Consider the following 24,064-nt stretch of genomic DNA (forward strand, 5'->3'; position numbering starts at 1 on the left):
TGGCGGCGCGCTACGCGACCCACGCGTGGCGATGCCGGTCGATCCGCGTGAACGGCTCCGGATCGATCCACGCGCGCGCGTCGAAATCCCGTTCGAGAAAGTCCCATTCGACGAGAAAATCCTTGAACGCGACCAGCCCGTCGATCGACGCCGGCGCAAGCCCCGTCTCCAGATGCCGGTGCACGTCCGCGCCGTACGCATAACGGACCCACTCGTCGGAGGCCCGCGTTTCGCGGCCGATATACGCGACCGTTTCGGCCGGATGCCGCGCGGCCCAGTCGCCCGCGCCGACCACGACCGACAGGAAGCGGCTCACGAGATCGGGGCGCGCGTCGATCAACGCGCGATCGACGGTCAGCGTGCGCGGCGTGCCGTTGCCGATCCGCACCAGCGGATCCGGGTGCGCGCCGAGATCGATCACGACCTGGGCGTCGATCAGGTGCACGGTTTCCAGCCCCGCCACGCCCTTCACGAACACCGCGTCGACTTCGCCGCGCATCAGCGCCGCGATTTCGAGCCCGTATTCGTGCGGTCCGCGCAGGAACGATGCGCGGCCCATGCGTGCATCGGGCGCGCGTTCGGGCAGGTCGACCCATTCCGCGTCGCCGTGGCCGAGCCCTTCCAGTTCGAGCGCGCTGAGAAAGCCTTTCAGCGCGGCCGCACGCCAGAAGTCGATGCTGATCGCGTGCCGCGGCAGGCCGAGCCGTCGCCCGCGCAGGTCGCGCGCGGTGCGGATGCCGCGCTCGGGCAGCGTGACGATCGCCTGGAATTCGTTGGTCCACGACAGGCCGATCACGCGCGTGTCCGCGCCGCGCGAACGCGCCCACAGCGCCGGAATGTTGCCGCCCTGGCGGAACGAGTGCGGCAGGCTGTGATCGAAGTGCGATTCACGCTTGTTCGCGTCGGTCGTCTCCTGCAACGAATGCAGTGCGATGCCGTCGGGTCCGAACTCCTCGTCGAACCAGCCGCGATGCACGGCGATGCCGAGCGCGGTCGGCACCGGGCAGCGCGTATACCAGAGTGCGTCGCAGGCGGTCGCCTGCGCTGCGTATGTCGTCATTGTGTTTGTCCCGATCGTTGAAACGCGGTGCGCATCGCGCCCGCTCATGCGCCGGCGACGCGCAGCGCCGCCTGCGTGCCGCGCGCGTTCAGCGCGCCGTCGACGAGCGGCAGCACTTCCTCGCCGACGCGATACGCCTCCTCCAGATGCGGATTGCTCGCGAGAATGAAGGTCGACACGCCGATGTCGACGTATTCCGCAAGCCGCTCGGCCACCTGCTCGTGGCTGCCGACGATCACGCAGCCCGGGCCGCCGCGGATCTGCGACATGCCGGCCCACAGGTTCGGTCCGACGATCAGGTCGTCGAAATGCTGCGTGTTGCCCTGGTGCAGCGCGAACTGGCGTTTCGCGCCGACCGATTCCGACGCGTCGCCGCGCCCGCCGAAGCCGTCGCGCGTCGACGCACTGACGGTCCCGAACATCTGCCGCAGCTCGGCCCACGCCTGCTCCTCGGTCTCGCGCGCGAGGATGTCGATGCGCATCCCGAAGCGCAGGTCGCGCTCGGCGTTCTGCCGGTCGAGCGCGCGACGCGCGGCGTCGATCACCTCCTTCTGCTTCGCGAGCGGTTCGCCCCAGCTCAGGTGCACGTCGCCGTGCTTCGCCGCGACCGCGAGCGCCGCGTCGCTCGCGCCGGCCAGATAGATGCGCGGCGGCTTCTGCCCGCTCAGCGGCGGCAGCAGGCCGCCCGCTTCGACGCGATAGAAGCGGCCGTCGTACGTGAACGGCGCGCCGGCCGACACGCCGCGCACGACGTCGAGGAATTCGTCGGTTCGCGCATAGCGGCTGTCGTGATCGATGAAGTCCCCGTAGGCGCGCTGGTCCGGCCCGCCGCCGCCGGTGACGACGTTCCACTCGACGCGCCCGCGGCTGACCCGCTGCAGGCTCGCGGCCATCTGCGCCGCATAGACCGGATGCACGAAATGCGGCTGCAACGCGATCAGCAGGCGCAGCCGGCGCGTCTCGCGCGCCAGCGCGGCCGCGACGACCCACGGCTCCTCGGTGAAGCGGAAGATCGGAATCAGCGCGCCGTGAAAGCCGGCGATGTCGGCCGCGCGCGCGACCTGCGACAGATAGTCGATATAGCCGAATGCATCGTCGTCGAGCTTCGGCGCGACGCGCGACGCGCGCTGGCGATTCCACTCGCCACGCGTATGCAGGTCATGTGCGCGCCTGCCGTCGCCGTGCATCGGCAGCCGCCACAGAAATTCAACAGCCATCGGGGTTCTCCTTGTCGGCCGGTTCGGATGCGTGCGGCACCGGCGTGCCGCGCGTGTTCGCCGCTGTTAAGCACGCGGTGTGCCAAGCGTCGTCGCACGGTGTGCGCCGGGTTGCCGTTCGGGGCGCGTGACGCCTTGCTCCATGCGGCTTTGCGCGGATCGTCCGAGATGCGGCGAACCCGGCGGCCCGCCCGTCGTCCGGCGTCGCGTCGCGCTGCTGCATACGCAGCGCCGGTGCTGCGCGTGCAACAGCCGTCCGCGCGACTGTTGCTGGCGCAACACCCGCGCTGCCGGAGCGCGCGACATCGCGCACCGGCATGCCGCGCCGCGCAGGCGATCGCGCGACGACGCAGCCGCTGGCCCGGAATTTGCAATGTCCTGATCGGCCCGCGCGTGCGACATCGTGCGCGGCGGCGCTTCGACCATGCATTGCCCAGAGAGGGAATCTCACACATGACAGACAGGCCCGATTCGTCATCGGACAAGCAGCAGACGTTCTGGTATGCCCGTTCGCCCGTGCCGACGCCGCTCGGCATCGCGGTGCATCTCGGCTGGCTCAACGGCGAGACGTCGGCCGACGGCGTCGCGATTCGCTCGCCGCGCGTCGAGACGCGACTCGACGTGTCGTCGATCAGCGATCACACACTTGCGCAATCGTTTCGCCAGGGCGGCAGCATCCCCGCGATGTGGGCGCGCTCGAACGCCGCGAACACGCGCGTGATCGGGCTGTCGTGGGTCGACGAGTCGCAGCTGATCCTCGCACGGCCCGAGTCCGGCATCCGCTCGGTGAAGGCGCTGCGCGGCCGCCGCGTCGCGATACCAAGCCGGCCCGACGACCGCATCGACATCTTTCGCGCGTCGGCGCTGCGCGGCATCGTCAATGCACTGAGCCTCGAAGGACTGACCACGCGCGACGTCGAACTGGTCGACGTACGCGCCCGCACGCTGCAGGCCGTGAGCCCGGCGCGCGCCGCCAGCCTGTTCGCATCGCCGCAGGGTTTCTCGAGCCGCGCGCTGTATGCGTCCGAAGCCGGCGCGCTGCTGCGCGGCGAAGTCGACGCGATCTACGTAAAAGGATCGACCGGCCTCGAGATCGCGCAACTGATCGGTGCGCACGTCGTGATCGACATCGGCTTCCATCCGGAGCGCGCGATCCGCAACAACAACGGTACGCCGCGCCCGCTGACCGTCAACGCGAACGTGCTCGCGAACCACCCGGACATCGTCGCCGGCTTCCTGAAGCTCGTCGTCGCGGCCGGCGACTGGGCGCGCACGCATCCGGACGAAACCGCGCACTACGTGGCCGGCGAAACCGCGGCGTCGATCGACTGGGTGCGCGCCGCATACGGCAACCAGCTTCACCAGCATCTCGGCGTCAATCTCGACGACGAATCGATCGCCGCGCTCGACGACTTCAAGACCTTCCTGCATGACTGGGGATTTCTCGAAGCGGACTTCGACGTCGCCGACTGGATCGATCCGCGCCCGCTCGCCGAGGTCTTGCAGCCGTCGCTGAAAAGGCGCGCGTGAGCGCCGCCCTTCCCGCCACTCATTCCGGACATCATGAAATACACGCTCTCCCTCGCCACGCCGCGCCGCCTGCTGCGCGCGCTGCTCGTCGCGCTGCCGATGGCCGCGACCTCGCTCGCCGCGCCGTCCGTGCGCGCCGACGACGCACCGAAGGTCGTGCGGATCGCCGTCGTCGCCTATTCGAGCGGCGGCAAGACGCAATACGCCGGCGCGTCCGCGCTGATCGACGCCGACAAGTCGCTCGAGAAGGCGCTCGCCGCGCGGCACGTGAAGCTGCAATGGGTGCCGGTGTCGACCGCCGCGGTCGGCACGCTCGTCAACGAGGCATTCACCAACGGCAGCATCGATTTCGCGGGCTACGGCGACCTGCCGTCGGTCGTCGTCAACGCGTCGGGCACGCATACGCGGCTGGTCGTGCCGGGCGGCGTCGGCAGCAACACGTATCTGGTCGTGCCGGCTGGCTCGACCGCGAAATCGATCGCCGACCTGAAGGGCAAGCGCATCGCGCTCAATCGCGGCCGACCGTGGGAAGTCACGTTCGGCAAGCTGCTCGCCGCGAACGGCCTGAAGCTGTCCGACTTCCGGATCTACAACCTCGATCCGCAGGCCGGCGCGGCGGCGGTCGCAGCCGGTCGCGTCGACGGGTTCTTCACGCTGTCCGACGCGTATTCGCTGGTCGACAGGAACGTCGGCAAGATCATCTGGTCGACCAAGACCGCGCCCGACGACTGGAAGATGCGCGCCGAGCTATGGGCGTCCGACGACTTCGTGCGGCGCTACCCCGACATCACGCAGCTCGTCGCAACCGCCTACGTGCGGGCCGCGCACTGGATCTCGCAGCCGCAGAACCGCGATGCGTACGTGAAGATCCTGAGCGCGTCGGGACAGCCGGAAAACGTCGTGCGGCGCGAGTACGCCGACGAAGCGACGCCGTGGAAGGAGCAATGGACGCCGCTGTTCACGCCCGCGCTGACCGACCACTACCGCGACGTGATCGCCTACAGCCGGCAGGCCGGGCTGACGTCGACGCCGGTCGACGTGAACGCGCTGCTCGCGCCGAGCTTCGTGTCGACCGCACTCAGGCAGCTCGGCCTCGACGGTTACTGGCGCGCCAACGCATCGCGCGTCGCGAGCCGCTGATGACGATGCACGCGCCCACCTCGAACGCCCCGCGCACGGTGCGCCCGCTCGCCGTCGCGCGGATCGGCGCGCAGGCGCTGTGGTGGGCGACGCCCGCCGCGTTCGCCGCGCTGTGGTGGCTCGCCAGCGCGCAGCGCTGGTTCCCGCCCCAACTCGTCGTGCCGCCCGAACGCATCGCATCGACGCTGCGCGTGCTGATCGAAACCGGCGAGCTGCGCGACAACCTGCTGATCACGCTGCACCGGCTCGCGCTCGGCTTCGCGATCGGCGCGACGAGCGGCGCCGCCTTCGGCATCCTGCTCGCATCGAGCCGGCTGTTCTCCGACTATCTGCGGCCGACCTTCGACCTGCTGCGTCAGGTGCCGACGCTCACGCTGATTCCGCTGCTGGTCCTGCTGATCGGTGTCGACGAGCCGCTGAAGCTCGTCGTCGTCGGCAAGGCGGTGTTCTTTCCGGTCGCGCTGGCCGCCTTCGCGGGCGTGCACGACACGCCGCGCGATCTCGTCGAAATGGCCCGCCACTACGGCGTCGGCCGCGTCGCGCTGCTGCGCGACGTGTTGCTGCCCGCCGCGCTGCCGCCGCTGCTCACGGGCATCCGGATCGCCCTCGCGCGCGCCTGGCTCGCGCTCGTCGCCGTCGAATTGCTGAGCGCGGACAGCGGAATCGGACAGATGATGGAACTCGCGCGGCAGATGCTGCGGCTCGACGTCGTGCTGGTCGACGTCGCGGTAATCGGGCTGATCGGCTTCGCGCTCGACCGCTCGATCGCACTCGTGCAACGGCATGCGCTGCGCTGGCAGGCGCCGGCGCGATGAATCACGCGTTATCCATTCAAGCGAGTTTCACGATGACCGCCCTCACCCGCCGAATTCCACTCGCCGCCTGGCGCCGCCGGTTGCGCGGCTGCGTCGTTCCCGCCGCGCTGGTCGCCGCATGGCAATTCGCATCGCACGGCGACGCGGCCCATCAGTACGCGTTCGTGCCGCTGCAGCAGGTCGGCAGCGCGCTGCTCGAACTCGCGCGCAGCGGCGAACTCGCGACCGATCTCGGCGCGAGCCTGCGACGCACGACGCTCGGGCTCGGCGTCGGTATCGCCGCCGGGCTCGCGCTCGGCGCGGCGATGGCGCGCTCGACGCTCGTGCGCAAGCTGTGCGAGCCGGCGTTCCAGGCGCTGCGCTACGTGCCGCTTCTCGGGCTGATTCCGCTGCTCAGCCTGTGGGCCGGCACCGGCGAATTCGCGAAGATCTTCATCGTCGCGCTCGCCGCGTTCTATCCGATGACGACGGCGAGCTTCGACGGCCTGAGCCGCGTCGATCCGCGCTATGTCGAACTCGCGCAGTCGTACCGGCTGACGCGCGTGGGCCTGTGGCGCGACGTGCTGCTTCCCGGCGCGCTGCCCGACCTGTTCACCGGGGTGCTGCAGGCCGTGCCGTTCGCGTGGATCACCGCGACGAGCAGCGAGCTGCTGTTCAACGCGGGGGCCGGTGTCGGCAACCTGATGCAGAACGCGCAGGCCGGCGCGCGCGCCGACGTGCTGCTCGTCTGCGTGCTCGGCGTGACCGCGCTGGCGGCCGGCATGAGCCTGCTGTGCGAGCGGATCGCGCAGCGCGCGATGCGCTGGCGCGATCACGCGTGACGGGTCACGCCTGGCGGCTGAGCCGCGTGTCGGCATCGCCGGCGTCGCGCGGCTTCAGGATGCCGAGCTGCGCGAGCCGCGCGCGCACGATGTTGCGCGACTGGTCGAGCAGGCGCGACATGCGCAGCTGGTTGTGTTCGCTGTAGTCGAACACGCAGCGATAGACCGTGTCCTCGATGTGCTGCCACAGGTTCGGCGCGCCGAGGTCGAGCAGTTCGATCACCGCATTGCGCAGCGCATCGGTCGCTTCCGCGACATCGCGCGCGCGACGCGGCGGCACCACCGCCGCGCCGCCTGCGCCGTCGGCGTCCGGTGCGAGCGACAGCGCGGAAAACTGCAGGTCGCCGACGTCGATCGCGCCACCCGCGCAAATCAGCACCGCGTGATGGATCACGTTCTCGAGTTCGCGGATATTGCCGGGCCACGCATGGGCGTGCAGCCGCGCGCGTGCGGCGTCGGTCAGCACGGGCGCCGCGACGCGCAGCCGCTTCGCATACGCATCGACGAAATGGTCGATCAGCGGCGCGATGTCGCCGGGCCGCTCGCGCAACGGCAGCAGACTCAGCTTCACGACGTTGAGGCGGTAATAGAGATCCTCGCGGAAATTGCCCGCGCGCACCGCCGCCTCGAGATTCACGTTGGTTGCTGCGACGAGCCGCACATCGATCTTCACGGTCTTGCGCGAGCCAACCGGCGTCACTTCGCGTTCCTGCAGCACGCGCAGCAGCTTCACCTGCGCGGACAGCGGCAGGTCGCCCACCTCGTCGAGAAACAGCGTGCCGCGATTCGCCGACTCGAACCAGCCCGGCTGGCTGTTGACCGCGCCGGTGAACGCCCCGCGCTCGTGACCGAACAGTTCGCTCTCGATCAGCGTTTCGGAGAACGCACCGCAGTTGACCGCGACGAACGGGCCGTCGCGCCGCTCGCTCAGCGAGTGCACGAGACGCGCGATCAGCTCCTTGCCGGTGCCGCTCTCGCCGGTGACGAGCACGGTGGCGTCGCTGGGCGCGACGAGATGGATGCGTTCGAGCAGGACGCGCGATTTGGGGTCGTCGAACGTCAGGGCCTTCGCACGAATCGTGATCGCGTGCGAAGTCGGGTCCGGCAAACTGAAGATGGCCATGGCACGACCGGCGTGATGAACGGGGAAGCCCGACGATAGCAAGACGCGCGCCGGGGACGAACCAATTCATCGAGCTATCGGTATGACGCAGGCCGGATTGCGTCGCGCATCCGGCCTGCGTGTCGCGTCAGGCGAGGCCCGTCATCTTCCACTGCTGCTCCAGTGCGCCCGGGCCGAATTCGCGCGACCCGCCGAGCGGCTCCGCGAGCGCCTGGAAATAGGCGGCTTCCTCGAGGATCAGGATGTACTTCGATACGTCGACGATCGACTTGCCCCAGAACGTCGCGCCGCCGTTCGCCTCGAGGATCGCCGGCACCTGCGGATCGCGGCGGATCGTGTCGACGATGAAGCGCGGCTCGCCGGGCCGGCGATCGATGTAGATCGGAATCTCGCGCGCCCGCGTATGGCGCGCGGCCGGCGCATAGCGGATCGGCAGCGCCCGGTGCGCGCTCGCCCAGGCGCCGAGATACGGGCCGTGCACGTGGATCACGACGTCGACTTCCGGCGCCTCGCGGAACACGTCCGCGTAGCGCGGCCCGTTGCCGCCCGCGCGCGCGTCGCCGTGCAACACGTCGCCGTCGAAGGTGACGACGACCGGCTGGATTTCCTGCGATGCCGCCCACGGGCTCGGCGCCGACAAGGCGACCACGAGATCCGTGCCCGGCACGCGCTGGAACGCCTGGAAGGTGTTGGTCGCGGACAGCGTGCGCGTGTCCTTCAGCACGCGCACGGCCTGCGCGAATTCGCGCGTCGCGCGCTCGACGAAGGCAACGAGTTCGCCGCTGTCGATGGTTGAGGTGACTGACATGGATGCGGATTCCTTTTTCGGTTGAACGAATCGTGCCGCCGGATGACGGCATGCCGCGAACGAATCAGCAGCAATCGTGCCAGCAGCGACGCATGCGTATCGAACGCGCGGCCAGCGCCATGCACGCGCGCACGTTGCGCAGCGAAGCGGACGATCCGCAGCCATTCGCTGCTGCGACAGCAACAGCGTGCGGCCTGCATTGCTGCACGCGACACAGTGCACGCATCGGTGGCGGCGAAGCCCATCGCACGACGCACGGCAATGACTGGACGCGACACGCTGGTTCGAATCTTGCGTTGCGCTCCATTCGCTTGTTGCGGCCCGCTTCACGACGGTCCGCGAATTCCGTACCGACTTTTCTCGATCCGATCGACATGACTCTCTTTCCCCTGCGCGGCAACGTCGCGCGCACGTTGCTGGTTTCCGCCCTGGCCGCTTCGTCCTTCGCATCGCTCGCCGCCCCCGCAGCCCGCGTACCGGCGCCCGATCCGCTGCAAGGCGACGGCCGCGTCTCCGCGTTCTATACGTGGGATCGCGACATTCCGGCCACGCCCGGCACACTGCTGCGCAGCGAACCGCTGCCCGCGACGCTCGGTCTCGCGAGCGCCGCGCGACAGTTGCGCATCCTGTATTCGTCGACCGACGGCATCGGCGGCCGCACGCCGATCGCGGTGTCCGGCGCGCTGTTCGTGCCGCACGGCACGCCGCCCGCCGGCGGCTGGCCGATCGTCGCGTGGGCACACGGCACGTTCGGGATGGCCGACATCTGCGCGCCGTCGTGGTTCGGACGCTCGTATCGCGACGTCCGTTACCTGAACGCATGGCTGCAACAGGGCTTCGCGGTCGTCGCGACCGATTACCAGGGGCTCGGCACGCCGGGCCCGAATCCGCAGCTCAACAACCGCTCGAACAGCTACACGCTGCTCGACAGCGTACGCGCGGTGCTGCGCGGCGTGCCGGACCTGGCCAACGAGATCGTGCTCGTCGGCCAGTCGCAGGGCGGCTCGGCCGTGTTCGCCGCCGCCGGCTATGCGCGCGACTACGCACCCGAACTCGCGGTGCGCGCCACCGTCGCGACCGGCACGATCTACAACGCGTCGCGCGACACGCTCGCGTCGCTGCCGAAGTTCGACACCGCGTATCGGCGCGACCCCGAGCGCGTCGACCCGACGCTGGCCTACCAGTTCTATTCGGTCCTGTCCGCGCAGCAGATCGATCCGGCGCTGCACGCGGACGAAGTGCTGACCGGGCATGCGCTGCCGCTTCTCGAACAGGCCCGCATCACCTGCCTCGCGTCGCTCGAGGACGACGCCGCGCTCGCCCGCCTCACGCACGCGAACACGGTAAAGCCCGGTGGCGACGCGCGCTTGCAGGCATGGTGGGACGCCTACCTGAAGTACCCGACGCTGAAGATCGATACGCCGGTGTTCATCGGCGCGGGCGCGGACGACGGACTCGCGCCGCTCGAACTCGCGCTCGCCAGCGACGCGTGCGCGGCCGGCACGACGGTCGAAGCGCACCTCTATGCAGGCCGCGATCACAACGGCACCGTCAACGCCTCGCTCGCCGATTCGATCCCGTTCGTGAAGCGCGTGCTCGCCGGCGAGAAAATCCGGCCGGTCTGCACGCCCGCGCCGCAACCACCGTCCGCATCGCAATAGCCGCGACGACGCCTTGCGCGAATCGCGCCTATGCGCGCCCACGCAAATGCTTTTCGGAATCCGTTATTGGATTGCGCCGTCGCGCGTTTTTATACTCGTCAGCACTCTCCACTCAAGAGTGCCAATCCAACTCGACAGCACAGGAACGACAGATGAGCCTACGCCCCTTGCATGACCGGGTCATCGTGAAGCGACTCGACCAGGAAACCACCACCGCGTCGGGCATCGTGATCCCCGACAGCGCCGCGGAAAAGCCCGACCAGGGCGAAGTGATCGCGGTCGGCCCCGGCCGCCGCGACACCGACGGCCAGCGCATCGCGCCCGACCTGAAGGTCGGCGAGCGCGTGCTGTTCGGCAAATATGCGGGCCAGTCGGTCAAGGTGGACGGTGCCGAACTCCTCGTGCTGCGCGAGGAAGACATCGTCGCCGTCGTCAATCAATAACGGAGCGCAATCATGGCAGCCAAGGAAATCGTCTTCAGCGACGTCGCGCGCGCAAAACTGACCGAAGGCGTGAACATTCTCGCCAACGCAGTGAAGGTCACGCTCGGTCCGAAGGGCCGCAACGTGGTGCTCGAACGCAGCTTCGGCGCGCCCGTCGTCACGAAGGACGGCGTGTCGGTCGCGAAGGAAATCGAACTCGCCGACAAGCTGCAGAACATCGGCGCGCAGCTCGTGAAGGAAGTCGCGTCGCGCACCAGCGATGCGGCCGGCGACGGCACGACGACGGCCACCGTGCTCGCGCAGGCGATCGTGCGCGAAGGCCAGAAGTACGTCGCGGCCGGGCTCAATCCGCTCGACCTGAAGCGCGGCATCGACAAGGCTGTCGCGTCGGCCGTCGACGAGCTGAAGAAGATCAGCAAGCCGACCACGACGAGCAAGGAAATCGCGCAGGTCGCGACGATCTCGGCGAACGGCGAGGAATCGATCGGCCAGCGCATCGCGGAAGCGATCGATCGCGTCGGCAAGGAAGGCGTGATCACCGTCGAGGACGGCAAGTCGCTCGCCGACGAGCTCGACGTCGTCGAAGGGCTGCAATTCGATCGCGGCTATCTGTCGCCGTACTTCATCAACAATCCCGACAAGCAGATCGCCGAGATCGAGAATCCGTACATCCTGCTGCACGACAAGAAGATCGCGAACATCCGCGACCTGCTGCCCGTGCTCGAACAGGTCGCGAAGTCGGGCCGGCCGCTGCTGATCATCGCTGAGGACGTCGAGGGCGAGGCGCTCGCGACGCTCGTCGTCAACAACATTCGCGGCATCCTGAAGACCGTCGCGGTCAAGGCGCCGGGCTTCGGCGACCGTCGCAAGGCGCTGCTCGAGGACATCGCGATCCTGACCGGCGGCCAGGTGATCGCGGAAGAAACCGGCCTGACGCTCGAGAAGGCGACCCTCGCCGAACTCGGCCAGGCGAAGCGCATCGAGGTCGGCAAGGAAAACACGACCGTGATCGACGGCGCGGGCGACGCGAAGAACATCGAGGCGCGCGTGAAGCAGATTCGCGTGCAGATCGAAGAAGCGACGTCGGACTACGACCGCGAGAAACTGCAGGAGCGCGTGGCGAAACTGGCCGGCGGCGTCGCGGTGATCAAGGTCGGCGGTGCGACCGAGGTCGAGGTCAAGGAAAAGAAGGACCGCGTCGACGACGCGCTGCATGCGACGCGCGCGGCCGTCGAGGAAGGCATCGTGCCGGGCGGCGGCGTCGCGCTGATCCGCGTGCGGCAGGCGATCCGCGAGCTGAAGGGCGCCAATGCCGATCAGGATGCGGGCATCAAGATCGTGCTGCGCGCGCTGGAGGAGCCGCTGCGCCAGATCGTCGCGAACGCGGGCGAGGAATCGAGCGTGGTCGTCGCGAAGGTCGCGGAAGGCTCGGGCAACTTCGGCTACAACGCGCAGACGGGCGAATACGGCGACCTCGTCGAATCGGGCGTGCTCGATCCGACCAAGGTCACGCGCACCGCGCTGCAAAACGCGGCATCGGTCGCCGGGCTGCTGCTGACGACCGACGCAACCGTGTTCGAAGCGCCGAAGGACGCAGCGCCGCCTGCCGCGCCGGGCGGCCCGGGCGCGGGCGGGCCGGGCTTCGATTTCTGATGCCTGCCCGGGTGGCCGCCCGAAGACCGGCGGCCACGCCTCGACGCAAAACGCGTGACAGAGCTGGTCGTCACGCGTTTTTTTTGCTCCGCGCGAACCGTCGTCAGAACATCTGGCGCAGGCCGATCGCCGCGCCGACGCTGTGGATCCTGCCGATCTGGTCGACCTTGCCCGTGAGCGGACCGGTCGCGCCCGGATAGTCGGCGGCAAACGCGCCGTTGCCGCGCGCGAAGTCGACCGTGCCGTACACCTCGGTGTGCTTCGACAGCGCATATTCGGCCAGCACGGTCGCCGAGTAGTTGATCCCCGCACCGAGCGTGCCGTCGAGCCGTTCCGCGTTGCGCGCGCGGCCGTAATAGCCGGCCACCGTGATCAGCAGCCCGCCTGACCCGCGTTGTCAATCAGCTCGGCGACACCTACACCTATCAATACGACGCCGCCGGCCGTCTCGTCGGCGAAATCGACTGGGGTGAGCGCGAGACTCGCTACGCGCGCGATGTGACTGGCAAGCTCCTTGCAAAGGCCCGCCCGATGGCGGTCAATGGCGCTACACCTACGACCTGTACAACCGAGTTGTCGAAATCGACGCCGGTGACGTCAAGCTCCTCTACCACCACGACGCAAATGGTCATCTCGTGTCGGCCACTTCGGTGAGCGGAGAAGCGACGCATATCACGAATTTCGCGTACGACAGTGGCGGCCGGCTCATTGCTGAGGACCAGAACGGCGAACTCCTGCGTCACATGTACGATGCGGAGGGAAGGCGTCTGATGCGTACAACGCCGCGACGCGAGACTGCCTATGCGTATGACGCTCTGGGAGCCTGCACTAAGGTTGCCGGTCTAGCGATCCATGGAGATGCCCTTGGACGCATGACCGGGGGCAATTCGGCGACGTCCTCTCACGGCAGGACTACGACCCCGCCGGCCGGTTTCAGCGCCAAGCTGCAGGGCCGCGTGCCGCGTTCGAAGCTCTGCAAACCGATTCTGTGCGCGCCATCGAGCAATTGACCCGCCACATCTATGAATACGATCAAGCGGGCCAACTGGAGCTCGTGCAAACGGACATCGATTCGCTTCAGATCAAGCACGACGAACGCGGGCAGGTTGTGTCCGCAACGAACCTCCTTCACCCGCCCGAGCATTTCCGTTACGACGCGGCGATGAACATTGCGGCGCATGGCCACCAAGGCGCCGTGGATGCTCATATGTATCGGCTAGGCGGCCTGCCAGAGCAAGTCGGGCACATCAGGTACCGTTATGACAAGCGTGGGCGGACAATTGAGAAAACTGTCGCCCGCCCGGGATTCAGGCCATAGACGTGGCTGTACAGCCGGGACGGTCTGAATCGTCTCGTTAAGGTCGTAACGCCAGAGCGAGGCGTCTGGTCATATGGCTATGATGCGTTCGACCGGCGCGTCAAGAAGCGACGTATCGGAGAAAAGCAAGCTATAAGGTTCCTTTGGGATGGCGCCACGCTCGCAGAACGGTGGGTCGAGATGCGAGACGGGACGACTGGCCAATGTGTCACCTGGCACATCGAACCCGGCAGTTATCTGCCGCTGGCGCAAGAGACCGACGGCGGCCTCTACCCGATTGTGGCTGATCAGATCGGGCTGCCGAGGGCCGTGTTTGATTCGACCGGCAAGGCTGTTTGGACAGGCGCCTATTCGCTGTGGGGCAAAATGCTCCCGCCTCGGCAAGCGGCAAACGAACCGATAAGCGCCATCGTCGACGCGACGCATCGATTCCAGGGGCAGTGGGCAGACGACGAGACTGGCGTGAGCTACAACCTCCATCGATACTATGATCCCGACACTGGACAATACCTGAGCAGCGATCCGATCGGACTCGAACGCGGTAGCAGATGCGTGGGAAAAGTCCGATCAATGCGTGCCGAACTGCAACGAATAGGTCGAGAAGTTTTTTTAGGCAACAACGACTAGGTTATAGGCGAGGTCAAAATGAGCGTGTTTCCTGGATTTGCGCAGGAGATTGCCGACGCGGCGCGAGTGACTTATCGTGCCCTTCTCGCGGCACATCCCGACGAACATTTTTATGCTTTTGCTCTCTACACCGACAGTGGCGCAATGACCGTCGTGCCAGCCGCCAATACTGAGGAAGGGTTGAAGCGGGTCCGCGAACAGATGGAAATCGGGGACGACGAAGATGCTCCGGAGTTCAAGTGGGCGACAGGCGAATGGGCGTATGAAGCAGCCGAGTCGGACTCGTTCAATCCCTTATGCAAAAGGTTGGCCGACACGGTACTTGCTCCGAACTTTCCGGAAGCGAAGTTTCACGTCTTTTTTGAAGACCTCCAGAGCGACATGATCGAGGCGCTGCGACTTCTCGATCAGGAAGGACTGTTCGGCACCGGTGCGGAGCGCGAGAAAATCACGCTGTTCGTCACGATCAGTGATGACGACGGATCCGTGGATCTAGAGAACAAATCGGCCAAGGTATTGAACCCGCCTTCCGTGTTCGATCGTTTCATCAAGCGCTACGATTAGCAGCGGAAATACCCGTCAGAGACACCGGCCGCGGATTGGGACTTGACAAGATCACAATGCCTAGGATGACTTACTGTCCAGTAGGCTGCACAAGTTCGTCGATGCCGTTGTACGCCCAGCCGTCCTGCCAGTAGTCGCCGACGGTCATCGGATCGAAGATGTCGCCTATCGTGTCGTACAGCGGCGCGTACTGGTTGCCGAACGTCAGCGTGCCGTAGCGGCCCTTCGACAACCCGACATACGCTTGCCGGCTGAACAGCGTGTTCGCGACGTGCAGCTTGCCGTCGCCGGCCTCGAAGCCGTTCTCGAGGCGAAAAATCGCAGACAGCCCGCCGCCGAGATCCTCGCTGCCTCGCAGCCCCCAGCGGCTGTGCGTTTACGGCCCGACCGTCATGCCGATCATGTCCTTGCCGTCCGGCCCCGCATTGGTCTGGTAGCGAATCGCCGTATCGACGAGGCCGTACAGCGTGACGGAACTCTGCGCGCATGCGGATGATGCGGCAACGGTGGAAATCGCGCCGGTCCCGGCGCAAATGACGATGCGTCTCACGAAAGGTCTCCCCTGAGCCATTGATTTTGTAAGCACTACGAGCGCCCGCATGCGCGTGGCCCGATGCTGCGGTCGGGAGCATAATCGGTCGCTTCTCCGGAACCTATTGCCCGGTCTGGATTGGACCTTTCTAGCCTCGTCAACAATGGCGCCATCCGTGCGCCGGGGCGATGGACTCGCCCGTCCTCGGTTAAGATGAACATCCGTTCCGTCTCGCCGAGCGCCCCCATGCCCGCCTACCTCGCCACCCTGCTCCCGCTCGCCGGCGTCCTGCTGCTGAGCGTCGCCAGCCCCGGCCCGAACTTCGTGATCGTCACGTCGACCGCCGTCGCATCGCGACGCGCGGGCGTGATGACGAGCATCGGCCTCGCCGCCGCCTCCGGCACCTGGGCGGCGATCGCGATCGCCGGGCTGAGCCTGCTCGTGACCCACGTCGCGTGGGTGCATACCGCGCTGCGGCTCGCGGGCGCCGCCTACCTGATCTGGCTCGGCGCGAAGATGATCCTGACCGCGCGCCGGCCGCTCGCCGTGTCGACCGAGACCGCCGGCTCCGACTGGCGCGCGGCGAAGAAAGGCTATGTGGTCAGCATGACGAATCCGAAGGCCGTCGCGTTCTATGGCAGCGTCTTCGCGCTGATGGTGCCGGCCGATGCGCCGATGTGGTTCGCACCCGCCGTCGTCGCGATCGCCGTCGGCATCTCGGCCGCGTGGTATGGCGCGATGGCGATGCTCGCGTCGCATCCGGCGGTGCGCGGCCTGCTGATCCGGCGCAAGGCCGTGCTCGATACGACGGCCGGCCTGCTGTTGATGGGCCTCGGCGGAAAGATGCTGGCAGGACGGTGAGCGCCCGGCGTCGCTGCGCCGCTCGGGCGGATGCTTATCTGAAATCGTGCTGACGCGCGCGCACCGGCAAATCTATACTGGCAGCCACGCTCCCCACCACGGATCCGGCATGGACTGGCCCACCCCGTTCAGCGGTTCGAAGATCGCGCTGTTCAAGGATCGCGAGATCCTCGTCTATCGGCGCGACGACAAGCCCGACATCCCGTTTCCCGGTCGGTGGGATCTGCCCGGCGGCGGCAGGGAAGGCGGCGAGACGCCGACCGACTGCGTGCTGCGCGAACTGCATGAGGAATTCGGCATCACGATCCCGACCGACCGGATCCGCTGGTCGAAGGTCTATCCGTCGACCCGGCCGAACGGCCTGCCGCAGTGGTTCTTCGCCGGCTGGCTGAGCGCCATGGACATCGCCGCGATCCGCTTCGGCGACGAAGGCCAGGAATGGACGCTGATGCCTGTCGACGCATACCTGCGCCTGCCCGACGCGATCGAACACTTGCAGGCGCGCGTAAGCGAATATCTGCGCGCCTGACTTCACAGGACAAAAAAGCCGCTTGCGCGCCGACGCACGCAAGCGGCCTGACGCTGTCGCGCGCTCAACGCCGCGTCGCCAGCCTCCGCACCACACGCACCAGCGCATCGACCTCGTCGCAGGTGTTGTAGAACGCAAGCGACGGCCGCACCGTCGCCTCGAGCCCGAAGCGCCTCAGGATCGGCTGCGCGCAGTGATGCCCCGAGCGCACCGCGATTCCTTCTTCGTTCAGCGCCTGCCCGACCTCTTCGGTCTCGTAGCCCTTCAGTACGAACGACAGCACGCTCGCCTTGTCGCGCGCGGTGCCGATCAGCCGCACGCCCGGCACCGGCGCGAGCACGCTCGTCGCATACGCGAGCAGGTCGTGCTCGTAGCGCGCGATGTTCTCGATGCCGACCCGGCTCACGTAGTCGAGCGCCGCGCCGAGCCCGACCGCATCGGCGATGTTGCCGGTGCCGGCCTCGAAGCGGTTCGGCGGCGGCTGGAACACCGTGCGCTCGAACGTCACGTCCGCGATCATGTTGCCGCCGCCCTGCCACGGCGGCATGTCGTCGAGGATCGAGCGCTTGCCGTACACGACGCCGATGCCGGTCGGACCGTAGATCTTGTGTCCGGAGAACACGAAGAAATCCGCATCGAGCGCCTGCACGTCCACCCGCATGTGCGAGATCGACTGCGCGCCGTCGACGAGCGCCTTCGCGCCCGCGCGATGCGCAAGCTCGACGATCTCCTTGACCGGCACGACCGTGCCGAGCGCATTCGACACCTGCGTGACCGACACGATCTTCGTGCGATCGTTGAGCAGCTTCCGGTATTCGTCGAGCAGCACCTGCCCCGAATCGTCGACCGGAATCACGCGCAGCTTCGCGCCCTTGAGCGCGGCAAGCTGCTGCCACGGCACGATGTTCGCGTGATGCTCGAGATGCGACACGACGATCTCGTCGCCCTCGCCGACGTTCTGCACACCCCACGTCTTCGCGATCAGGTTGATCGCTTCGGTCGTGCCGCGCACGAACACGATCTCGTCCGGCGACGCCGCGCCGATGAAACGCCGCACGGTTTCCCGCGCCTGTTCGTACGCATCGGTCGCGCGGCCCGCCAGCGCGTGCGCGGCGCGGTGGATGTTCGAGTTCTCGTGCGCGTAGAAATACGCGAGCCGGTCGATCACGGCTTGCGGCTTGTGCGTGGTCGCCGCGTTGTCGAACCAGACGAGCTGCTTGCCGTTCACGCGCTCCTGGAGAATCGGGAAATCGCGGCGGATCGCGTTCACGTCGAACGGCGGATGCGCGCCGCCGGCCAGCGCATGCGGTTCGGCCGCGCGCGCATCGTCGACGAAGTAGCGCGGCACGTCGGTGCCCGGCGCGCGCGATGCGCCCGGCGCCGGCGTGTCGCGACGCAGCGCGAGCAGTTCGCGCAGCGCGTCGTCGCCCGGCAGGCCGAACGCTTCCGGCGACGCGAGGCCGTTCGACGGCACGACGATGTCCTGCGGCGTCGCGTGCCAGTCCTGCAATGCACCGTCGGTGAAGTAGTACGGCGAAGCAGGCGACGCCCGTCTGTCAGCCTGTTCCGCTGCCGCCGCATGCGCCTGCGGCACGCCGAGCGCCGTGCCGCCGACACGCGGTTCGAGCGCGGGCGCGATCGACACGACGTTGTCGGGCAGCCCGTTCTGCGCAGCCGCATGCGGCGCCAGCGCCGGCACGCGATTGCCGAGCGACAGCACGTGCGTCGGCGCGGACGGCGCCAGGTTCGCGCCGGCCGCCTTGCCCTGCGGCAACGCAAGGCCCGGCACGCCGGTGCCCGTGCCGCCCGATCCTGCGAGCGGCGAGCCGGCCGGCGCCGGATTGCTCGTCGAAGCGAGGATCGGCGCGGCGGCGGGCAGCGCCGACGGCACGCCGCCGACCGCGCCGCTGCCGGCCGACAGGCCGGGCGCCGTCGCATGGCCCGGTGGCGTCGACAAGAATTCGGCCGCGAGCCGCGCGAGCGTCGCGGGGTCGGGCAGCCCGGCCGGCAGCGGCGCGTGCGGCAGCGCGAGTGCGTCGCTGCCCGGCACGCCGGGATTAACGGTAGGTGTCGGGATAGTCATGGTACTTGCCGATTTCGACGTCATCGAGGACAGCCAGCGCATCCGGCGAATGGACCGCGAGCGAGCAGTACAACGAGATCAGGTACGACGCGATCGCCTGGTTGTTGATCCCCATGAAGCGCACCGACAGCCCCGGGCCCTGCTCGCCCGCGACGCCCGGCTGGTAGAGGCCGACGACGCCCTGCCGCTTGTCGCCGACGCGCAGCAGCAGGATCTTGCTCTTGCCGTCCGCGACCGGCACCTTGTCCGACGGAATCAGCGGAATGCCGCGCCACGTGAGGAACTGCGAGCCGAACAGGCTGACCGTCGGCGGCGGCACGCCGCGCCGCGTGCATTCGCGGCCGAACGCGGCGATCGCGAGCGGATGCGCGAGGAAGAACGCGGGTTCCTTCCACACCCTGGTCAACAGTTCGTCGAGATCGTCCGGCGTCGGCGCGCCCGTCAGCGGGAAGATCCGCTGTTCGTCGGTCACGTTCGCGAGCAATCCGTAGTCCGGATTATTGATCAGCTGGCTTTCCTGCAGCTCCTTGATCGTCTCGATCGTCAGGCGCAGCTGCTCCTTGATCTGGTCGTGCGGGCTGCTGTAGAGATCGGAGATGCGCGTATGCACGTCGAGCACCGTGCTGACCGCGTTCAGGAAATACTCGCGCGGCTGCTCCTCGTACGGCACGAACGTCCGCGGCAGCACGCTCTCGTCCTCGAGCTGCGTGCAGGCGGCGCGGACCGCTTCCGGGTTCTTCACCTGGTTCAGGCGATAGATGCCCGCCTCGACCGGCACCCATTGCAGCAGGTGGGTCAGCCAGCGCGGCGTGATGGTGGAAAGCTGCGGGACGGTCTTGGTAGCGTTCGCTAGTTGGCGGGCGGCGTGATCGCTCAGCGCGGCCGTGCCGCTTGCAACGGTCGACATGTGTGGCTCCGGGTTCTTTAGATGAAAAACGGGATTGCTTATGACGCGGGGTGATTATCGGAAGCGTACGCATGCCGGCTCAACATGCTATAGCCGTCACGCGGCACCACCGATGGCGGAAAGAAACGGAACGGACGCGGCCGGTCAGGGCACGAGCGCGTCGGACGGGCTGCTCAGCAGCGACGACAACGACACGTCGAACGCGCGCGCGATCTTGTGTGCGGTGACGATCGACGCGATCGCCTCGCCGCGCTCGATCTCGCCGACGTACGAACGGTTCAGCCCCGCATGCTCGGCAAGCTGCTCCTGCGACCACGTGCGCGCCTCTCGCAGCCGCCGCACGGTGGATCCGAAGTGCTGGATCAGGTCGCTCATGACGCCACCCGTGCGATCGCGGTCGTCTCGACCGCCGCGCGCGGCGTCGCGCTCGCGTCGCTGCGCAGCACCGCCTGCGTGACGTTCGCGCCGGCCGGCACGTCCTGCGTGAGCCACACGTTGCCGCCGATCACCGCGCCGCGCCCGATCGTCACGCGGCCGAGGATCGTCGCGCCCGCGTAGATCACGACGTCGTCCTCGACGATCGGATGGCGCGCGAGCCCCTTCTCCAGGTGGCCGGCCGCGTCGCGCGGGAAGCGCTTCGCGCCGAGCGTGACGGCCTGGTATACGCGCACGCGCTCGCCGATGATCGCCGTCTCGCCGATCACGACGCCGGTGCCATGGTCGATGAAGAAGCCGCCGCCGATGCGCGCGCCCGGATGGATGTCGATGCCCGTCTCCGCATGCGCCTGCTCGGCGATGATCCGCGCGAGCAGCGGCAGGCCGAGCCGATAGAGTTCGTGCGCGAGCCGGTGATGGATCATCGCGAGGATGCCCGGATAGCACAGCAGCACTTCGTCGACGCTGCCGGCCGCCGGATCGCCATGAAACGCCGCCAGCACGTCGCTGTCGAGCAGCCGGCGGATCTCGGGCAGGCGCTCGGCGAATGCCTGCACGGCGGCCGACGCCGGCTCGTCGATCGACGGGTCGCTGTTGCGCTGGCGCGCCGCGTAGCGCAGTTCCAGCGTCACCTGTGCGAGCAGTGCGTTCAGCGCCGCGTCGAGCGCGTGCGCCACATAGAAGTTCTCGCTTTCCTGACGCAGGTCGGGCGGCCCGAGACGCATCGGGAACAGCACGCCCTTCAACGCGCCGACGATCTGCGCGAGCGCCTCGCGCGCCGGCAGGTCGCGTCCGCCCGGTTCGAGCGAGCGCCGCTGCTTCTCGCGCCATGCGCGGCGCACGCTCTGCAGCGACTGGACGATGTCGTCGATTTCGAATGCGGCCATGATCCCCTCTCCCCGTATCGCCGCGTGTCAGTCCTGCACCCACGGCAGGCCGTGAAAACGCCAGCCGTTGCGGCCGCCGCGGTGCTGTCCGTCGTCCAGGTCGCCCTCGAAGCCTTCGAGCACGTTGAATACCTGCGTGAAACCGGCCTTGGTCGCGGCCTCGGCCGCCTGCGCGGAGCGGTTGCCGCTGCGGCACAGCAACAGCACCACGGCGTCCTTGCCGGTCTTCGCTTCCAGTTCGCGCACGAAACGCGGATTGCGCGTCAGGCTCGTGCCGGTGGCCCACGCGACGTGCAGCGACGCCGGCACGTGGCCGACGAATTTCCGTTCTTCCGCGGTGCGCACGTCGACCAGCAGCGCGTCGCCGGCCGAGAACAGCGCCCAGGCGACTTCCGGCGCGACGCCGCCCGCATAGGGCGTGCCGGCCGATGCGGCGGCCGCGCGGGCGTCTTCGAGCGCCTGCTGCGCGACGGTTCGTTCTTCCAATGCATGCGTCATGACGCTTCCTTGTCCTTGCAGATTCGTACGATCAAAAAGGCTGGGAGTGCGGCCGGTGCAGCTTGCGTGCTGTCTATAGCCGTCAGCGTCACTATGCGAGTGCGTGTCGGGAAGCAGAACCAATAAAAATTCATTTCCTAATCAGCGCCGGGTGAATTGCAATGGCGCAGATATGCGATCGACGCGGGCGCACGGGCACGCGCCGGAAATGCATAGCGATGGCGGTGCGATGCGACATGCGCCATCGCACGAGGAAGGGTCTTGAAAGAATCGTCGACGGGAATTCAGCGTCGCAGAACGCGAATCGCTGGGGAATCCAGACTCGAACGCGATGCCGGAACAGCATCGCGTGCGCTCGTCACGGAGCCGGCTGCGGCCTGCCCGCGACGAGAACGCAACGCCCGAAGCCTGTCAGCCGCGCCTCACAGATGCTCGACCTGCAGAATCGCATCGGCAAACGCCTGCGGCGCCTCCTGCGGCAGGTTGTGCCCGATGCCGCCGGCGATCGTCCGATGCTGGTACTTGCCGGTGAACTTCTTCGCATAGGCGGCCGGTTCCGGGTGCGGCGCACCGTTCGCGTCGCCTTCCATCGTGATCGTCGGCACCGTGATCGCGGGCCCGGCCGCGAGGCGTCGTTCGAGGTCGTCGTATTGCGCTTCGCCGTTCGCGAGGCCGAGGCGCCAGCGATAGTTGTGGATCACCACGGCAACATGATCCGGATTCCGGAACGATGCCGCACTGCGTGCAAACGTCGCATCGTCGAACTGCCATTTCGGCGACGCAAGCTGCCAGATCAGCTTGTTGAACGCATCGCGATTCGCCGCATAGCCCTGCGCGCCGCGCTCGGTCGTGAAGTAGAACTGATACCACCACTGGAATTCGGCCTGCGGCGGCAGCGGCTTGCGGTTCGCTTCCTGGCTGCCGATCAGGTAGCCGCTCACCGATACCAGCGCCTTCACGCGCTGCGGCCAGATCGCCGCGATGATGTCGGCCGTGCGCGCCCCCCAGTCGTAGCCGCCGAACACCGCGCGGTCGATCTTCAGTGCATCCATCAGCGCGACGATGTCGACCGCCGTGACCGCCTGCTGGCCGTTGCGCACCGTGTCGGCCGAGCGGAACGTCGTCGAGCCGTAGCCGCGCAGATACGGCACGATCACGCGATAGCCGGCAGCCGCGAGCAGCGGCGCGACTTCGGCGTAGCTGTGAATGTCGTACGGCCAGCCATGCAGCAGGAACACGACCGGGCCGTTCCTCGGCCCGACGTCCGCATACCCGACGTTGAGCACACCCGCGTCGATCTGGTGGATCGTGTCGAACGACGCGCCGCCGGGAGCATGCTTCGTCGGCGATGCGTCGCCGGCCGATTGCGCGCGTGCGAGGTTGCCGAGGCCGAGGTCGGCGAGCGTCAGGCTCGCCAGCGTCGTACCGAGGATCAGGCGGCGTCGGGTGTTCACGGTTTCTGGCATGACTCGTTCTCCATGGTCGGTTGGTGAGGAACAGGCCCGCGGCACGTGCGAGCGTTCCGGCATCGCCGTTCGCGAAGCGGCGCATGACGCTGCGCTACCGTCGCGAACGCTTCAGCGCATTTATATCCGAACCGTCCGGATGCTTTGTATCTCAACGTATCCGGGTTCGTACACGACACAAGACGATTCAAAATCGTCGGAGAAACGGCGTATTGCGGCGCAATCGCGGTGCGACGGGCCGCCCGCGCGGGCCGCCTGTCGCGCGACGCTCAAAGCGCCTTCACGATCGCGCCGTCGACGCGAAGGTTCTGCCCGGTGATGTAGCCCGCGCCGTCGGACAGCAGGAACGCGACCGTCTGCGCGATTTCCTGCGTCTTGCCGAAACGGCCGGCCGGAATGCGCGCGACGATTTCCGGCGTCTCCGGCCAGCTGTCGATGAAGCCGGGCAGCACCGCGTTCATCCGGATGTTCTCGGCCGCATAGCGTTCCGCGTAAAGACGCGTCCACGCACTCAACGCCGCGCGCAGCACCGACGACACCGGCATCGGCTGCTCGGGCGCATCCGCCGCGAAACTCGAGATGTTGACCACCGCACCGCCGCCCTGCTTCTGGAAGACCGGCGTCACGCGACGCATCACGCGCACGACGTTCAGCAGGATCAGGTCGAGCCCTGCGTGCCAGTTGTCGTCGCTGATCGACAGCAGGTCGCCCTTCGGCGGGTGCCCGGTGTTGTTGACGACCGCGTCGATCCGGCCGTAGCGCGCGAGCGTCTGCTGCACCAGCCGCTCGATGTCGGCGTCCTCGGTCACCGAGCCCTGGATGCCGAACCCGCCCAGCTCCTCGCCGAGCGCGACCGCGCTGCCCGACGGCGACATCAGCGCGACGCGGTAGCCCGTCGCCGCCAGTTCGCGCGCGATCGCCGCGCCCATGCCCTTGCCCGCCGCCGTGATCAACGCCACTTTTTCTACAGTCATGATGCACTCCTCGCTCGAAACCCGCTGCCGCGCAACCGCCATTCGGCGCGCCGAGATGGTAATGTAGGCGCATCACATCGCCCTGTCGAACCAGTATTTCTGCGCCCTGACA

24 protein-coding genes and 1 pseudogene are annotated in these 24,064 nt (G+C 67.6%); 11 read left to right on the plus strand and 14 right to left on the minus strand.

Going from position 1 to position 24,064, the window contains the following annotated elements; genetic code table 11:
* Positions 1–10: 10 nt before the first annotated feature.
* Positions 11–1,060 (minus strand): ABC transporter substrate-binding protein, encoded by a 1,050-nt coding sequence (locus tag WS57_RS11135; protein ID WP_009691510.1) that lies wholly within the window; start codon positions 1,058–1,060, stop codon positions 11–13.
* 44 nt (positions 1,061–1,104) lie between these two features.
* The gene (locus tag WS57_RS11140; protein ID WP_040130467.1) at positions 1,105–2,277 is read right to left on the minus strand and encodes an LLM class flavin-dependent oxidoreductase; all 1,173 of its coding nucleotides are present in this window, start codon (positions 2,275–2,277) and stop codon (positions 1,105–1,107) included.
* A gap of 453 nt (positions 2,278–2,730) precedes the next feature.
* Between WS57_RS11140 and WS57_RS11150 the strand changes: the two genes are divergently transcribed.
* The 4 genes from WS57_RS11150 to WS57_RS11165 are packed head-to-tail and all read left to right on the plus strand — an operon-like array spanning position 2,731 to position 6,583.
* Positions 2,731–3,807, plus strand: coding sequence for an ABC transporter substrate-binding protein (locus WS57_RS11150; RefSeq protein ID WP_069244206.1), 1,077 nt, complete (start codon positions 2,731–2,733; stop codon positions 3,805–3,807).
* Between the two features lie 33 nt (positions 3,808–3,840).
* The gene (locus WS57_RS11155; protein WP_069244207.1) at positions 3,841–4,947 is read left to right on the plus strand and encodes a PhnD/SsuA/transferrin family substrate-binding protein; all 1,107 of its coding nucleotides are present in this window, start codon (positions 3,841–3,843) and stop codon (positions 4,945–4,947) included.
* On the plus strand, positions 4,947–5,762 hold the full coding sequence (locus WS57_RS11160; protein WP_059602020.1) for an ABC transporter permease: 816 nt from the start codon (positions 4,947–4,949) through the stop codon (positions 5,760–5,762). The genes WS57_RS11155 and WS57_RS11160 overlap by 1 nt, the downstream gene beginning before the upstream one ends.
* Positions 5,763–5,794: 32 nt before the next feature.
* Positions 5,795–6,583, plus strand: coding sequence for an ABC transporter permease (locus tag WS57_RS11165; protein WP_069244208.1), 789 nt, complete (start codon positions 5,795–5,797; stop codon positions 6,581–6,583).
* Between the two features lie 4 nt (positions 6,584–6,587).
* On the opposite strand, the gene WS57_RS11170 is transcribed toward WS57_RS11165, so the two are convergent.
* Both WS57_RS11170 and WS57_RS11175 read right to left on the minus strand, forming a co-directional pair.
* Positions 6,588–7,706 carry a sigma-54 interaction domain-containing protein gene (locus WS57_RS11170; protein ID WP_059515931.1) on the minus strand — a complete coding sequence of 373 codons (1,119 nt, stop codon included), beginning with the start codon at positions 7,704–7,706 and terminating at the stop codon, positions 6,588–6,590.
* Between the two features lie 127 nt (positions 7,707–7,833).
* A complete protein-coding gene (locus WS57_RS11175; protein ID WP_009688187.1) occupies positions 7,834–8,514 on the minus strand; it encodes a class II aldolase/adducin family protein in 681 nt (226 codons plus the stop codon).
* A 374-nt stretch (positions 8,515–8,888) separates the two neighbouring features.
* Here WS57_RS11175 and WS57_RS11180 point away from each other — a divergent pair, with 374 nt between their 5' ends.
* The 3 genes from WS57_RS11180 to groL all read left to right on the plus strand — a co-directional run bounded on the left by WS57_RS11180 (position 8,889) and on the right by groL (position 12,271).
* Positions 8,889–10,175: an alpha/beta hydrolase gene (locus WS57_RS11180; RefSeq protein ID WP_059602011.1), complete on the plus strand. Its 1,287-nt coding sequence runs from the start codon at positions 8,889–8,891 to the stop codon at positions 10,173–10,175.
* Between the two features lie 152 nt (positions 10,176–10,327).
* The gene (locus WS57_RS11185; RefSeq protein ID WP_009688185.1) at positions 10,328–10,618 is read left to right on the plus strand and encodes a co-chaperone GroES; all 291 of its coding nucleotides are present in this window, start codon (positions 10,328–10,330) and stop codon (positions 10,616–10,618) included.
* A gap of 12 nt (positions 10,619–10,630) precedes the next feature.
* Entirely contained in the window at positions 10,631–12,271 is a 1,641-nt protein-coding gene (groL, locus tag WS57_RS11190) for a chaperonin GroEL (RefSeq protein ID WP_059602009.1), read from the plus strand.
* A gap of 103 nt (positions 12,272–12,374) precedes the next feature.
* On the opposite strand, the gene WS57_RS36980 is transcribed toward groL, so the two are convergent.
* Entirely contained in the window at positions 12,375–12,638 is a 264-nt protein-coding gene (locus WS57_RS36980) for a hypothetical protein (protein WP_069244209.1), read from the minus strand.
* A gap of 534 nt (positions 12,639–13,172) precedes the next feature.
* Entirely contained in the window at positions 13,173–13,478 is a 306-nt protein-coding gene (locus WS57_RS38365) for a hypothetical protein (RefSeq protein WP_257786271.1), read from the minus strand.
* A 291-nt stretch (positions 13,479–13,769) separates the two neighbouring features.
* On the opposite strand from WS57_RS38365, the gene WS57_RS38185 reads away from it, so the two are divergent.
* On the plus strand, positions 13,770–14,216 hold the full coding sequence (locus WS57_RS38185; RefSeq protein WP_257786272.1) for an RHS repeat domain-containing protein: 447 nt from the start codon (positions 13,770–13,772) through the stop codon (positions 14,214–14,216).
* A gap of 18 nt (positions 14,217–14,234) precedes the next feature.
* Positions 14,235–14,780, plus strand: a complete 546-nt coding sequence (locus tag WS57_RS11210) for a DUF4303 domain-containing protein (protein WP_059480991.1) — start codon at positions 14,235–14,237, stop codon at positions 14,778–14,780.
* Positions 14,781–14,880: 100 nt separating this feature from the next.
* Here the strand turns inward: WS57_RS11210 and WS57_RS11215 are convergent.
* Positions 14,881–15,330, minus strand: a pseudogene (locus tag WS57_RS11215) (porin); the annotation flags it as partial.
* A 228-nt stretch (positions 15,331–15,558) separates the two neighbouring features.
* On the opposite strand from WS57_RS11215, the gene WS57_RS11220 reads away from it, so the two are divergent.
* Both WS57_RS11220 and WS57_RS11225 read left to right on the plus strand, forming a co-directional pair.
* The gene (locus tag WS57_RS11220) at positions 15,559–16,173 is read left to right on the plus strand and encodes a LysE family translocator (RefSeq protein WP_009688182.1); all 615 of its coding nucleotides are present in this window, start codon (positions 15,559–15,561) and stop codon (positions 16,171–16,173) included.
* A gap of 109 nt (positions 16,174–16,282) precedes the next feature.
* The gene (locus WS57_RS11225) at positions 16,283–16,702 is read left to right on the plus strand and encodes an NUDIX hydrolase (protein WP_069244212.1); all 420 of its coding nucleotides are present in this window, start codon (positions 16,283–16,285) and stop codon (positions 16,700–16,702) included.
* 64 nt (positions 16,703–16,766) lie between these two features.
* Here the strand turns inward: WS57_RS11225 and WS57_RS11230 are convergent, their stop codons facing one another.
* The 7 genes from WS57_RS11230 to WS57_RS11260 all read right to left on the minus strand — a co-directional run bounded on the left by WS57_RS11230 (position 16,767) and on the right by WS57_RS11260 (position 23,952).
* Entirely contained in the window at positions 16,767–18,785 is a 2,019-nt protein-coding gene (locus tag WS57_RS11230; RefSeq protein WP_069244213.1) for a family 2A encapsulin nanocompartment cargo protein cysteine desulfurase, read from the minus strand.
* A complete protein-coding gene (locus WS57_RS11235; protein ID WP_040130479.1) occupies positions 18,760–19,692 on the minus strand; it encodes a family 2A encapsulin nanocompartment shell protein in 933 nt (310 codons plus the stop codon). The genes WS57_RS11230 and WS57_RS11235 overlap by 26 nt, the downstream gene beginning before the upstream one ends.
* 144 nt (positions 19,693–19,836) lie before the next feature.
* Positions 19,837–20,067, minus strand: a complete 231-nt coding sequence (locus tag WS57_RS11240) for a helix-turn-helix domain-containing protein (protein WP_009694095.1) — start codon at positions 20,065–20,067, stop codon at positions 19,837–19,839.
* On the minus strand, positions 20,064–21,014 hold the full coding sequence (gene epsC / locus WS57_RS11245) for a serine O-acetyltransferase EpsC (protein ID WP_069244214.1): 951 nt from the start codon (positions 21,012–21,014) through the stop codon (positions 20,064–20,066). Before epsC ends, WS57_RS11240 begins: the two co-directional genes overlap by 4 nt.
* 27 nt (positions 21,015–21,041) lie before the next feature.
* The gene (locus WS57_RS11250) at positions 21,042–21,512 is read right to left on the minus strand and encodes a rhodanese-like domain-containing protein (RefSeq protein ID WP_009694093.1); all 471 of its coding nucleotides are present in this window, start codon (positions 21,510–21,512) and stop codon (positions 21,042–21,044) included.
* A gap of 422 nt (positions 21,513–21,934) precedes the next feature.
* Positions 21,935–22,978, minus strand: coding sequence for an alpha/beta fold hydrolase (locus WS57_RS11255; RefSeq protein ID WP_069244215.1), 1,044 nt, complete (start codon positions 22,976–22,978; stop codon positions 21,935–21,937).
* Between the two features lie 269 nt (positions 22,979–23,247).
* Positions 23,248–23,952 carry an SDR family oxidoreductase gene (locus WS57_RS11260; protein ID WP_069244216.1) on the minus strand — a complete coding sequence of 235 codons (705 nt, stop codon included), beginning with the start codon at positions 23,950–23,952 and terminating at the stop codon, positions 23,248–23,250.
* Between the last annotated feature and the right edge of the window lie 112 nt (positions 23,953–24,064).

It is taken from the genome of Burkholderia pseudomultivorans, assembly GCF_001718415.1.
Lineage (GTDB): Bacteria > Pseudomonadota > Gammaproteobacteria > Burkholderiales > Burkholderiaceae > Burkholderia > Burkholderia pseudomultivorans_A.